Annotated in this window: 9 protein-coding genes; 3 read left to right on the top strand and 6 right to left on the bottom strand. The window is 56.0% G+C overall.

What is annotated here, in order from left to right:
- Nucleotides 1-99 precede the first annotated feature (99 nt).
- The gene (locus tag A8O29_RS09940) at nt 100-999 is read left to right on the top strand and encodes a DMT family transporter (protein ID WP_125353233.1); all 900 of its coding nucleotides are present in this window, start codon (nt 100-102) and stop codon (nt 997-999) included.
- Here A8O29_RS09940 and narI read toward each other — a convergent pair whose 3' ends face one another.
- From narI to A8O29_RS09915, 5 genes are all read right to left on the bottom strand, one after another.
- Nucleotides 1,000-1,677, bottom strand: coding sequence for a respiratory nitrate reductase subunit gamma (narI, locus tag A8O29_RS09935; RefSeq protein WP_125353235.1), 678 nt, complete (start codon nt 1,675-1,677; stop codon nt 1,000-1,002).
- Nucleotides 1,677-2,387, bottom strand: coding sequence for a nitrate reductase molybdenum cofactor assembly chaperone (narJ, locus tag A8O29_RS09930; protein WP_125353237.1), 711 nt, complete (start codon nt 2,385-2,387; stop codon nt 1,677-1,679). The genes narI and narJ overlap by 1 nt, the downstream gene beginning before the upstream one ends.
- The gene (narH, locus tag A8O29_RS09925; protein ID WP_110508639.1) at nt 2,384-3,919 is read right to left on the bottom strand and encodes a nitrate reductase subunit beta; all 1,536 of its coding nucleotides are present in this window, start codon (nt 3,917-3,919) and stop codon (nt 2,384-2,386) included. Before narH ends, narJ begins: the two co-directional genes overlap by 4 nt.
- Entirely contained in the window at nt 3,916-7,659 is a 3,744-nt protein-coding gene (locus tag A8O29_RS09920) for a nitrate reductase subunit alpha (protein ID WP_133460752.1), read from the bottom strand. Before A8O29_RS09920 ends, narH begins: the two co-directional genes overlap by 4 nt.
- 390 nt (nt 7,660-8,049) lie before the next feature.
- The gene (locus A8O29_RS09915) at nt 8,050-9,441 is read right to left on the bottom strand and encodes a NarK family nitrate/nitrite MFS transporter (protein ID WP_159465457.1); all 1,392 of its coding nucleotides are present in this window, start codon (nt 9,439-9,441) and stop codon (nt 8,050-8,052) included.
- A gap of 311 nt (nt 9,442-9,752) precedes the next feature.
- On the opposite strand from A8O29_RS09915, the gene narX reads away from it, so the two are divergent.
- Both narX and narL read left to right on the top strand, forming a co-directional pair.
- The gene (narX, locus tag A8O29_RS09910) at nt 9,753-11,549 is read left to right on the top strand and encodes a nitrate/nitrite two-component system sensor histidine kinase NarX (RefSeq protein WP_125352974.1); all 1,797 of its coding nucleotides are present in this window, start codon (nt 9,753-9,755) and stop codon (nt 11,547-11,549) included.
- A complete protein-coding gene (narL, locus tag A8O29_RS09905) occupies nt 11,542-12,192 on the top strand; it encodes a two-component system response regulator NarL (RefSeq protein ID WP_110508647.1) in 651 nt (216 codons plus the stop codon). The genes narX and narL overlap by 8 nt, the downstream gene beginning before the upstream one ends.
- On the opposite strand, the gene A8O29_RS09900 is transcribed toward narL, so the two are convergent.
- On the bottom strand, nt 12,189-13,583 hold the full coding sequence (locus tag A8O29_RS09900; protein ID WP_275942427.1) for a YchO/YchP family invasin: 1,395 nt from the start codon (nt 13,581-13,583) through the stop codon (nt 12,189-12,191). The genes narL and A8O29_RS09900 overlap by 4 nt on opposite strands.
- Nucleotides 13,584-13,670: the final 87 nt, after the last annotated feature.

Raw genomic sequence — 13,670 nt, 5'->3', positions numbered from 1 at the left:
CTTATTTTAAAAAGAAAAAACCACTTTTCACCTTATAACAAGTATGTAACACATTCAGCCTCTCCCCCACAATATGTCCATCTAATTGTGGAGGTGTGTATGCGTGAACGTAACATTGGCGTCTGGCACATGAGCCTGGCGATGTTGATTTCTGGCTCTATCGGCGCGTTTGTGCTGCTCTCGGGTTTGCCCGTTATCGACGTCGTTTTCTGGCGCTGTGCCATTGGCGCGCTCGCATTAGGCGCATTTATTCTTTTGAGTCGGCAACCCTTCAGCCGACTGTCGCGTACGATGTGGCTGCTGGCGGTGGCTGGCGGTATCGCCCTGGTCATTAACTGGCTACTTCTGTTTGCGGCCTACGACAAGATTTCGATTGGGATGTCGACGGTGGTCTACAACACTCAGCCGTTTATGCTGGTGTTAATGGGAATGCTAACCGGCGAGCGGGTTTCGCGGGTGAAATGGGCCTGGCTGTTGCTGGCGTTCAGCGGCGTCGTGGTGTTGTTATCCAGCGAACTCCGCGGTGGGCATCACACCGATTTACTGACTGGGATGATGCTGGCGTTAAGTGCAGCCTTTTTCTATGCGCTGACGGCCATCATCGCCCGGAAATTACGCCCGCTCCCTCCGCAGCATATCGCGTTTATCCAGGTGTTAACCGGGGTGGTGATGCTGCTCCCGCTGGCGCATTTCACCTCGATGTCTGCCACCTTCCCGTGGGGAATTTTGCTCACCCTCGGCATTGTCCACACCGGGGTGATGTATCAACTGCTCTACAGCGCAATTCAGAAATTGCCAACGCCCATTATCGGCTCGCTCTCGTTTATTTATCCGTTAGTGGCGATTGTGGTCGATAGCCTGGCGTTTGGTCATTCGCTGAGCGCGATACAGTGGCTTGGCGGGATACTGATTCTGTTTGCGGCGGCGGGGAATAATCTGGGCTGGGGCACAAAAGAAAAGGCCCCGCATCAGCAGGGCCTTGAACAGAAAGCGCGGTAATTAGCGACGTGCGCGAACAATCTGGTATTTGCGTGTCAGGTATTCCACCGGCACGCTCCAGATATGCACCAGGCGCGAGAACGGGAACAACAGGAACAACGTCATACCCAGCACCAGGTGAACACGGAAAATAAACGCCACACCGTCCAGGTACGCAGATGCACCACCGTGGAAGGTCACCACCGACTGCGCCCAGCCAACCAGTTTCATCATTTCGCTGCCGTCCATATGCTGCGCAGAGAACGGAATGGTCAGCAGGCCCAGCGCACACTGGATAACCAGCACTGACAGCACCAGAATGTCGGCCCCGGTGGTGGTCGCACGCACACGCGGGTTAAACAGACGGCGTTTGAGCAGCAGAATACCGCCGACCAGACACATCAGTCCGGCAGCACCGCCGCCGAACATTGCCATTTTCTGTTTCACTTCCAGCGGCAGGAACGATTCATACATCCAGTGCGGCGTCAGCATCCCGAAGGCATGACCGGCAATTACGCCGAGGATCCCGAGGTGGAACAGGTTCGACGCCAGGTTCATGCCTTTCTTGTCCAGCATCTGGCTGGAGCCCGCTTGCCAGGTGTATTGTCCATAGTCGTAACGCAGCCAGCTGCCAACCAGGAATACCGCGCCGGCAATGTACGGGTAGATGTCAAAGAAGAACATATTCAGGAAATGCATTAGCGCTCCCCTCCAGTGGAAATATTCAGATACTGCGGCGCAACGGCACCGGCAAAACGACGCTGATGGGCGGCGATATCCGACTCAGCGCATCCCGGGTCTGCAAAGAATTTAACCTGCTCTTCTTCCCAGACCGCATCCAGCGCCTGCGGGGTATCATCGCGGGCTTCGTCCGCAATTTTTTCCGCCAATTTCTCGCTATCCACATCGGTGCTCGCCAGCTTCAGCAGCACGTCGAACAGCACCGCATACTGACTTTCACGCTGTTGCAGACGCGCACTCAGCAGCGCCAGAATCGGCGCGATATCCTGCAAACCACCCTGCGCTTCTTCACGCGGCAGCTGCGCCAGATATTCCAGATACAGCGGCAGGTGATCCGGCAGTTCGCGGCTGTCGAGTTCTAAACCGTGCTGCTCATACTGCGCCATCAGGTCGACCATCGCCTGGCCACGGTCACGCGATTCACCGTGAACGTGTTCGAACAGCAGCAGCGACGTCGCGCGGCCACGGTCGAACAGTTCGCTATAGGCCGACTGAACGTCGAGCACGTCTTTCTGCGTCTGGTCACGCACGAATACGCACAGCGACTGGGCGTCTTCTTTACTCAGTACATTAGACTCCGCCAGCGCGTCGTAAACTTCCTGCTGATGCTGCCACAGGGCAGCATCCGGGTATTCCAGAAGACGGGAGACAATCACCAGTTCTTTCATGATTTGCGCTCCGTTTTGCTGGTCACATCAATCGCGTCGATACGACGGCTGTTGAACAGGTTGAACGAGCTGTCGGAACCGCTGCAACCGTCGCCAAAGCTAAAGCCACAGCCGCTTTTTTCCGGGAATGCGTCGCGAGCCAGTTCACGGTGGCTGCTTGGCACCACGAAGCGGTCTTCGTAGTTAGCGATCGCCAGGTAACGGTACATTTCCTGCGCCTGGGCTTCGGTCAGACCCACTTCGTCCAGCGCAGTCGTGTCGTTCACGCCATCGACGGTTTCGGCACGCTTGTAGTGACGCATCGCCAGCATACGTTTCAGTGCACGCAGCACCGGCGCGGTGTCGCCCGCCGTCAGCATGTTCGCCAGATACTGCACAGGAATGCGCAGGCTATCGACGTCCGGCAGAATGCCGTTGCTGCCAATCTCACCGGCATCCGCCGCAGACTGAATTGGTGACAGCGGTGGCACGTACCAGACCATCGGCAGCGTGCGGTATTCCGGATGCAGCGGCAGTGCCAGCTTCCAGTCCATCGCCATTTTATATACCGGTGACTGCTGCGCGGCGTCGATCACGCTCTGCGGAATGCCGTCTTTCAGCGCCTGCTCGATAACCTTCGGATCGTTCGGATCGAGGAACACGTCCAGCTGACGCTGGTACAGATCTTTCTCGCTCTCGGTGCTCGCCGCTTGCTCGATGGCATCTGCGTCATACAGCAGCACACCGAGGTAGCGAATACGGCCCACGCAGGTTTCGGAGCACACGGTCGGCTGACCGGCTTCGATACGCGGGTAGCAGAAAATGCACTTCTCGGATTTGCCGCTCTTCCAGTTGAAGTAGATTTTTTTGTACGGACAACCGGTGATGCACATGCGCCAGCCGCGGCACTTATCCTGATCGATAAGCACAATGCCGTCTTCTTCGCGCTTGTAAATCGCGCCGCTCGGACAGGTCGCCACACACGCCGGGTTCAGGCAGTGTTCGCACAGACGCGGCATATACATCATGAAGGTGTTTTCGAACTGGCCGTACATTTCCTTCTGGATGTTCTCGAAGTTTTTGTCACGGGACAGTTTGGAAAACTCGCCGCCCAAATCATCTTCCCAGTTCGGGCCGGCGGTGATTTTGTCCATACGCTGGCCGGTGATCAGCGAGCGCGGACGTGCAATCGGCTGATGCTTACTTTCACCGGCTTTGTGCAGGGTCTGGTAGTCAAAATCAAACGGTTCGTAGTAATCGTCGATGCCCGGCAGATGCGGGTTAGCGAAGATTTTACCCAGCAGCAGCGCTTTGTTACCCATGCGCGGCACCAGTTTGCCGTTGATTTTACGGATCCAGCCGCCCTTCCATTTCTCCTGGTTTTCCCAGTCGTTAGGGAAGCCGACGCCCGGCTTGGTTTCCACGTTGTTGAACCACGCGTACTCCACGCCTTCACGGCTGGTCCAGACGTTTTTACAGGTGACTGAGCAGGTGTGGCAGCCGATGCATTTGTCGAGATTCAGCACCATGCCGACTTGTGAACGAATTTTCATTTTACGCTCTCCTGTACCTGGTCGTTACCTTCACCGTCTAACCAGTCAATGTTCTTCATCTTGCGGACGACCACGAACTCATCACGGTTCGAGCCAACGGTGCCGTAGTAGTTAAAGCCGTATGCCAGTTGCGCATAACCGCCAATCATATGGGTCGGTTTCGGGCTGATACGGGTCACAGAGTTGTGAATACCGCCGCGCTGGCCGGTAATTTCCGAACCTGGCAGGTTCACGATACGTTCCTGGGCGTGATACATCATGGTCATCCCCGCCGGAACGCGCTGGCTCACGACCGCTCGCGCCGTCAGGGAACCGTTACTGTTGAACACTTCAATCCAGTCGTTATCTTCGATACCCAGATCTTTGGCATCGGCTTCGCTCATCCAGACAATCGGGCCGCCGCGTGACAGGGTCAGCATCAGCAGGTTGTCGCTGTAGGTTGAGTGAATGCCCCATTTCTGGTGCGGCGTCAGGAAGTTCAGCGCCTTCTCAGGGTTGCCGTTGGACTTCTGGCCCATCACCGCTTTCACCGAACGGGTGTCAATCGGCGGACGGTACACCAGCAGGCTTTCACCGAAATCACGCATCCACTGGTGATCCTGATAGAGCTGCTGACGGCCGGACAGCGTACGCCACGGGATCAGCTCGTGAACGTTGGTGTAACCGGCGTTATAAGAAACGTGCTCATCTTCAAGGCCAGACCAGGTCGGGCTGGAGATGATTTTGCGCGGCTGGGCCTGAATGTCGCGGAAGCGAATTTTCTCGTCTTCTTTATTCAGCGCCAGATGCGTGTGGTCGCGACCGGTGATTTCACTCAGCGCGGCCCAGGCTTTCACTGCCACCTGACCGTTAGTTTCCGGGGCCAGGGTCAGGATCATCTCTGCGGCATCAATCGCCGTGTTGATCATCGGCTGGCCTTTCGCCGGGCCTTCGGCCTTGGTGTAGTTCAGCTTACGCAGCAGCTCGACTTCGCTGTCGGTGTTCCAGGCAATGCCTTTCCCGCCGTTGCCGATTTTCTCCAGCAGCGGTCCGATTGAGGTAAAGCGTTCCCAGGTGGCTGGGTAGTCGCGTTCCACAGTCATGATGTGCGGTGCGGTTTTGCCTGGAATCAGGTCACATTCACCTTTCTTCCAGTCCTTCACGTCCATCGCCTGCGCCATTTCGGCCGGGGAATCGTGCTGGATTGGCAGCGTCACCACGTCAGTTTCTTTACCCAGATGACCCACGCAGACTTCGGAGAATTTCTTGGCGATGTCTTTGTAGATATCCCAGTCGCTTTTCGATTCCCACGCCGGATCGACAGCCGCAGACAGCGGGTGAATAAACGGATGCATATCCGAGGTATTCATGTCGTCTTTTTCATACCAGGTGGCGGTCGGCAGCACGATATCGGAGAACAGACAGGTGCTCGACAGACGGAAGTCCAGCGTCACCACCAGATCCAGTTTGCCGTCGAGACCGTTATCCACCCATTCCACTTCTTCTGGCTTCACGCCGCCCTGCACGCCCAGATCTTTGCCCTGAATGCCGTGCTCAGTACCCAGCAGGTACTTCAGCATGTATTCGTGGCCTTTACCGGAGGAGCCCAGCAGGTTAGAACGCCAGATGAACATGTTACGCGGGTGGTTTTTGCCGTTGTCCGGACGCTCAGACGCAAAGTGCATCGAACCGTCTTTCAGGGATTTAACGGTGTAATCCACCGCTGACATCCCGGCTTTCTCGGCGTCAGCCGCAATGTGCAGTGGGTTAGTGCCCAGCTGCGGCGCGGACGGCAGCCAGCCCATGCGTTCAGCACGCACGTTGAAGTCAACCAGATGTCCGGTGTAGCGGGATTTATCCGCCATCGGCGACAGCAGTTCCTGCGCGGTCAGCGTTTCATAACGCCACTGGCTGGAGTGGTTGTAGAAATAAGAGGTGCTGTTCATGTGACGTGGTGGACGGTTCCAGTCCAGCGCGAACGCCAGCGGAGTCCAGCCAGTCTGCGGACGCAGTTTTTCCTGGCCCACATAGTGTGCCCAACCGCCGCCGCTCTGACCTACACAGCCACAGAAAATCAGCATATTGATAATCCCACGATAGTTCATATCGAGGTGATACCAGTGGTTCAGGCCCGCGCCGACGATGATCATCGAACGACCGTGGGTCTTATCGGCGTTGTCTGCAAATTCACGCGCAGTACGGATGATCTGCGCGCGGGATACGCCGGTGATTTTCTCAGCCCATGCCGGGGTATACGCTTTGATGTCGTCGTAACTGTTGGCACAGTTTTCATCGTTCAGACCGCGCTCCAGGCCGTAGTTGGCCATGGTCAGGTCATAAACGGTGGTCACCAGCTGAGTGGAACCGTCTGCCATCTGCACGCGTTTCACCGGCAGTTTGTGCAGCAGAATGTTTTCCAGCTCTACGTTGGTGAAATGTTCGGTGCCGTCGCCGCCGAAATACGGGAAGCCGACTTCAGCGATATCGTCGTGGCTGCCGAGCATGCTCAGGCGCAGCTGAACTTCTTCGCCGCTTTGGCCGTCGCGCTGTTCGAGGTTCCACTTGCCTTTATCGCCCCAGCGGAAACCGATCGAGCCGTTCGGCACGGTCATTTCGCCGTTATCGTCAAAGGCAACGGTTTTCCATTCTGGATTCTGTTCCTGGCCCAGACCGTCAACGAGGTCTGACGCACGCAGCATACGGCCTGCAGCGTAGTAGCCGTCACGTTCTTCCAGCGCCACCAGCATTGGCATGTCGGTATAACGACGCACGTAGTCGGTGAAGTACTGGCTCGGTTTGTCGAGGTGGAATTCGCGCAGCATGACGTGGCCCATCGCCAGCGCCATTGCAGCATCGGTACCCTGTTTCGGGGCCAGCCACAGATCGCACAGCTTGGCGATTTCAGCGTAGTCCGGGGTCACCGCGACGGTTTTGGTCCCTTTGTAACGCACTTCGGTAAAGAAGTGAGCGTCTGGGGTACGCGTCTGTGGCACGTTAGAGCCCCAGGCGATGATGTACGAGGAGTTATACCAATCGGCCGATTCCGGCACGTCAGTTTGCTCGCCCCAGGTCTGCGGAGACGCAGGAGGCAAGTCGCAGTACCAGTCGTAGAAGCTCAGGCAGGTACCGCCGAGCAGAGAAAGGTAACGTGCGCCCGCGGCGTAGGAAACCATCGACATCGCCGGGATCGGCGAGAAGCCTGCCACGCGGTCAGGGCCGTAGGTTTTGATGGTGTAGACGTTCGACGCCGCAATCAGCTCGTTCACTTCCTGCCAGGAAGAACGCACGAAGCCGCCGCGACCACGAGCCTGTTTGAAGCTTTTGGCTTTGTCGGAGTCTTCAATGATGGAAGCCCAGGCATCAACCGGATCCGGATGCTGAACTTTCGCTTCACGCCACATTTTCATCAGGCGTTTGCGCATCAATGGATATTTCAAACGGTTAGCGCTGTAGAGATACCAAGAGTAACTGGCGCCACGTGGGCAGCCGCGCGGCTCGTGGTTAGGCATATCCGGACGGGTACGCGGGTAGTCAGTCTGCTGGGTTTCCCAGGTTACCAGGCCGTTTTTCACGTAAATCTTCCAGCTACATGAACCCGTGCAGTTTACGCCGTGGGTAGAACGCACCACTTTGTCATGCTGCCAGCGTTGGCGGTATCCATCTTCCCAGTCCCGGTTAGTTTCCATAAGCTGACCATGCCCATCGGCAAAGGTTTCGCCCTTCTGCTTGAAGTAGCGAAACCGGTCCAGAAATTTGCTCATCGGGTTTCTCCTGTATGGAGCCTGTCGGCTCTCTGATAAATCGACATTGCAACAATTGCGGCGAAAGTAACCTTATGAAAGGAGATGGGAATTGATGGCGATCAAGGTGGGATTTGTTAACAATCGGATGCAAAACAGCAAATACCACCAAAGTATTATCTATTTTTAGTTTTTAAATCATTGTTTTGTAGGTATTTATTGAGAAATGTCCGACTTTTTCCGCGCCCGAAGCGCGTCGTGAGGTATTAAGGGGTAGATGCCTGCTCACGCGCCTTTTACGCATCAACATGCACAGGCCGATAACACGGCAAAATCAGATAGTATGTTGTAACTAAATGCGGATAAAAAAATGGCGCGATCTCTCGCGCCATGATAATCAAAAAGTAACGCTTATTTTTTTGTTTTACGTCCGTATACCACCCAGGTGATCAACACACAGGCGATGTAGAACACGAGGAATACTTTCATTGCGCCCGCCGGAGAACCGGTCATCTCCAGCGAAATACCAAAGGATTTCGGGATGAAGAAGCCGCCAATCGCGCCGATTGCAGAGATGAAGCCCAGAGCAGCTGCCGTGTCGGTGGCTGCTTCACGCAGAGCATGTTCTTCGCTACCGCCTTCAGCCTTCACTTTATCCATGGTCAGCTTACGGAAAATAACGGAGATCATCTGGAAGGTGGAAGCACTTCCCAGACCGGCCGTCAGGAACAGGCCCATGAATACCGCGAAGAAGGCGATGAAGTTACCGCCCTGGCCGTTGGTTGGCAGCGTCAGGAACAGCAGCGCAGAGAAGATTGCCATCGCGATGAAGTTAATCAGCGTGACGCGCGTTCCGCCCAGACGGTCAGAAATGCCGCCGCCCAGTGAACGGGCCAGCGCACCAATAAATGGACCGAAGAACGCGAAGTGCAGGATCTGCACGTCCGGGAACTGGGTTTTCGACAGCATCGCAAAACCGGCAGAGAAGCCGATGAACGAGCCGAAGGTTGCCAGATACAGTACCGCCATGATCCACAGGTGACCGCGTTTCAGGACTGGCAGCTGCTCTTTCAGAGAGGCTTTCGACGCCGCTAGGTCGTTCATGAAGAACCAGGCTGCGAGGGTGAAGATGATCAGGAACGGAACCCAAATCCACGCCGCGTTCTCGAGGAACAGCGAAGAACCGTCTGGCTGAGCCACACCGTCGCCGCCAAACATCGCGAATACGGAGACGGAGATTACCAGCGGAGCCACCAGCTGCATCACGCTCACGCCCATGTTACCCAGACCGCCGTTCAGGCCCAGCGCCCCGCCCTGCTTCACTTTCGGGAAGAAGAAGCTGATGTTCGCCATACTTGAAGCAAAGTTTGCCCCGGCGAAACCGCACAGCAGCGCGATGGTCATGAAGACGCTAAACGGCGTGGAGGTATCCTGCACCGCAAAGCCCAGCCACACGCACGGAATAATCATGATCCCGGTGCTGAATGCAGTCCAGCGACGGCCGCCGAATACCGGCACCATAAAGGCGTAAGGCACGCGCAGCAGTGCGCCAGACAGCGCAGGCAGTGCGGTCAGCATGAACAACTGATCCGTTGTGAAGTTGAAACCGACTTTATTGAGGTTTACCGCAACGGCGCTGAACAACATCCAGACGCAAAATGCGAGCAGCAGGCAGGGAACCGAAATCCACAGGTTGCGACTGGCAACACGATGGCCACGGGACTGCCAGAAAGCCGGGTCTTCTGGGCGCCAGTCAGTGATGACCGCGCCTTTATCCTTTTCCGATGCGGAAGTGTGACTCATATAAACCTCAAATGATGGAGTTAGTTGCCGCCACATTAGGGTTTACCAGCCGGGGTAAGTTGATATAAATCAAAGGAAAAGAGAACATATTTTTGGGCGAAAAACGGGCATTACCCTTAGTGAGTAGGTCTAATCACTCAAAAAACTGTGGTTTTTCACGTTGCTCAGGCAGGGATTACCCCTTTACACCCTTGCCCTGCTACCCTTGGCAATTAAGGAGTAATCCTTTTTGAGTATATGTATACTCCGGTTGATCTCCCAGAATAAGCCGCACTCCCGGATTGCATCCCAGGTCAGGAGCCAGACTGTCGATGTTTAAACGTCTTTTTACCCCGCTTACGCTGGTCAATCAACTGGCGCTTATCGTTCTGCTGTCCACCGCTATCGGTGTGACGGGCATGGCGATTTCTGCCCGTCTGGTCCACGGCGTGCAGGGCAGCGCACACGCTATTAATAAAGCGGGTTCCCTGCGAATGCAGAGTTACCGCCTGCTGGCGGCGATCCCGCTCAATGCCAACGATCAGACCCTGCTCGATGAAATGAATCAGACCGTGAGCAGCCCGGAACTGATTGAATCCGCGCGCCGCGACGGCCAGCGTCAACAGCTCGAAGCCCTGCAACGCTACTGGAAGTCAGAGCTTGCACCGAACCTGAAACAGGCTACCCGTCAGGAACAAGTTTCCGGTGAGGTCGCGGCCTTCGTGAACCGCATCGACAAACTGGTCACCGCATTTGACCATACCACTGAAAAACGCATTCAACACGTGGTGTGGGTACACAGCATGATGGCGCTGTGTATGGCGCTGCTGTTCCTGTTTACCATCGTTTGGCTGCGCGCGCGGCTGTTGCATCCGTGGGAACAACTGCTGAGCATGGCGCGGGCAGTGAGCCAGCGTGATTTCAGCAAACGCGCGAAAATCAGCGGCCGTAACGAAATGGCGACGCTGGGGATGGCGCTGAACAACATGTCAAAAGAGCTGGCCGAAAGCTACGCCGTGCTGGAACAGCGCGTGCAGGAAAAGACCGCCAATCTCGAACAAAAGAACGAAATTCTCGCCTTCCTCTGGCAGGCCAACCGCCGACTGCATTCCCAGGCGCCGCTGTGTGAACGTATTTCCCCGGTGCTGAATGGCCTGCAGGGTTTGACCCTGCTGCGCGATATCGAAGTGCGGGTTTACGATATGGAAGACGAGGAAAACCATCAGGAGTTCAGCTGTCATTCTGAACTGAATTGTGACGACAAAGGGTGTTACCTCTGCCCTCGCAATCTACCGGATCTACCGGGCAGCGGCACGACGCTAAAATGGCGGATGACCGATGCCCATAATCAGTACGGTATTCTGCTGGCGACGCTGCCCGCAGGCCGCCATTTGAGCCACGATCAGCAGCAACTGGTGGATACGCTGGTTGAACAACTGACCGCCACACTGGCCCTCGACCGCCAGCAGGAGCGTCAGCATCAGCTGATCGTCATGGAAGAACGCGCCACCATCGCCCGCGAACTGCATGATTCGATTGCCCAATCACTGTCGTGCCTGAAGATGCAGGTCAGCTGTTTGCAAATGCAGGGCGAAAAACTGCCGGAAGACAGCCGGGTTCTGCTGAGCCAGATGCGTAACGAGCTGAATACCTCATGGGTGCAGCTGCGCGAGCTTCTGACGACCTTCCGACTACAATTAACCGAACCGGGGCTGCGCCCTGCACTGGAAGCGAGTTGTGCTGAATACAGCGCCCGCTTTGGCTTTACGGTGCATCTGGATTACCAGCTCCCCCCGCGCTTTGTTCCTTCGCATCAGGCTATTCATGCATTACAGATTGCCCGTGAAGCGTTGAGCAATGCGCTTAAACATTCTGAAGCAACTGAAGTCACCGTGACGGTGATCCAAAACGACAATCAGGTTCGTCTCACCGTGGCCGATAACGGCCTCGGCGTTCCGGACCACGCCGAACGGAATAACCACTACGGCTTAATCATCATGCGCGATCGGGCGCAGAGTCTGCGTGGCGATTGCCAGGTCAGACGCCGTGATACCGGTGGCACTGAAGTTGTCGTCTCTTTCATTCCCGAAAAACCGCTTCCACAACCGCAAGGACTTCATCATGAATAATCAGGAACGGGCCACTATCCTGTTAATTGACGACCACCCAATGCTGCGCACCGGCGTCAGACAGCTAATCAGCATGGCCCCTGATCTTCTGGTGGTGGGCGAAGCCAGCAATGGCGAACAAGGCATCGAACTCGCAGAATCTCTCGACCCGGATCTGGTGCTGCTCGATTTGAACATGCCAGGTATGAACGGCCTCGAGACTCTCGACAAGCTGCGCGAAAGATCCCTCTCCGGACGCGTGGTGGTGTTCAGCGTATCCAATCACGAAGAAGACGTGGTGACGGCGCTGAAACGCGGTGCGGATGGCTATCTGCTGAAAGATATGGAGCCGGAAGATTTGCTGAAGGCGCTGCATCAGGCCGCCGCCGGGGAAATGGTATTAAGCGAAGCGTTGACGCCGGTGCTCGCTGCCAGCCTGCGTGCGAACCGGGCAACGTCCGACCGCGATATCAATCAGCTGACGCCGCGCGAGCGCGATATTCTGAAGCTGATTGCTCAGGGTTTACCGAACAAAATGATCGCCCGTCGACTCGATATCACCGAAAGCACGGTGAAGGTTCACGTGAAGCACATGCTGAAAAAAATGAAGCTCAAATCCCGCGTCGAAGCAGCGGTCTGGGTTCATCAGGAACGTATTTTTTAAGGCATCAACAGCGAATCTGACGACGCCGCCGGGAAGGTGACCAGCGGCTCAGTCAGCGCCAGCGTAATCTCATTGGACGAGACGCGTTGACCCTTCTCATCTTCCACCACTACCGACAGATGCCAGCGGTTATTTGCGCCATCACTGTAATCCCACGCCGGCATAATGACGGTCCAGCCATCAGGGCTGCTGTGATTCACCGGCGGCGTCAGGCTCAGCGCCTGCGAATCGCCCTGCCAGGTCAATGACTTAATCGTATACCGCCCACGCACTTGCAACTTCAAAGATACGGTTTCACCCGGCTGCAAATCCCACGGCGGTGTGGCGAGGAAAACGGACAGCGTTTTACGCTGGCGATACTCGACCACCGGCAGATTGCTGCGTTCCGGGCTGTCGTACCGACTGCCGCGCAGCGAGGTAAACGCCGCCACTTCGCTGGACTCCAGCTGTTTCTTCAGCGGCACGCCGAAACGGTAGTTGAGCTTCATGCCCAAATTATTCTGGCTGACGCCGCTTTCCCCCTGCTTATGCGCGGCGGAAATCGTCACCAGCGGCACCGGGGTGTAAGCCAGCCCCAGCGAAACCGCCATCGGGTTGTGATATCCGGTGCCGGTATGGAACAGGTCGACGCTGTCACCAAAATAGCGCTCAAAGCTGATGCTGGTATTAATGAAGCGGTAAAACGGTAGCCGCGCCTGAGCTGTGAGATCGTACCCGCGCGCCATTCGACTTTCGACCGTATCGCTGTCATCGCGCCAGCTGTTGAACGGCTGATAGAAGTTTGCCGAGAGGCGTAAATACTCGCCCCAGGCTTCAGCCCCTAAACCGCCACGTTGCAGGCTTTCACCCATCAGGGTGTCGTAGAAAGCGTTATAGCCGAGCAGCCAGTCGCCCGCCACCCAGCGCTGTCCGACCCCGAGATTGCTCACCAGCCCGTCGTCCTGCTGCGTCAAACCCACCTGAGTCCATGTCAGATAACGATTGTTATCTTCCAGCGGTACAAACCAGTTGCCGTGGCTGCCGGTAAACTTGCCTTCGCTGTTCACCAGCAGCTCCGCCGAGGCATTCCCCCAGGGAGAAAGCCAGTAATCGAGCTGCTGATTGACTTCGGAATTGAGCTGATGGCTGAGTTTTTCGATGGCAAAAAGCCGCGCCTGATCGCCGGTATCCAGGCCGTTGTCCTGCATGCTGGCTTCACCAAACGCCTTCATCATTTCTGCGAGGCGTTTTTCACTTTCGTGATTATCCGGGGCGATACCCAGATTCGGCAGGTTATCGGCGCTTTCATCAAACGGATGTTCGGCCTGATCGACAAAGGTCTGGCGGGCACCTGCGGCACCTCCTGCCAGGGGCAAGAGTAACAACAACAGCAGACGTGGACGTGACAGCAAATACCTCAAAACGAAGCGGGATCCCTCAATAAATCAATATCGTGCCGGACGGCATGTCTTCTTATTTTAACGGTTTTGCCCCTCTCT

Source organism: Scandinavium goeteborgense, from assembly GCF_003935895.2.
In the GTDB taxonomy this organism is placed as follows: domain Bacteria; phylum Pseudomonadota; class Gammaproteobacteria; order Enterobacterales; family Enterobacteriaceae; genus Scandinavium; species Scandinavium goeteborgense.
The sequence above is the reverse complement of the archived record's forward strand: the minus strand, read 5'-3'. Positions and strand labels throughout refer to the sequence as shown.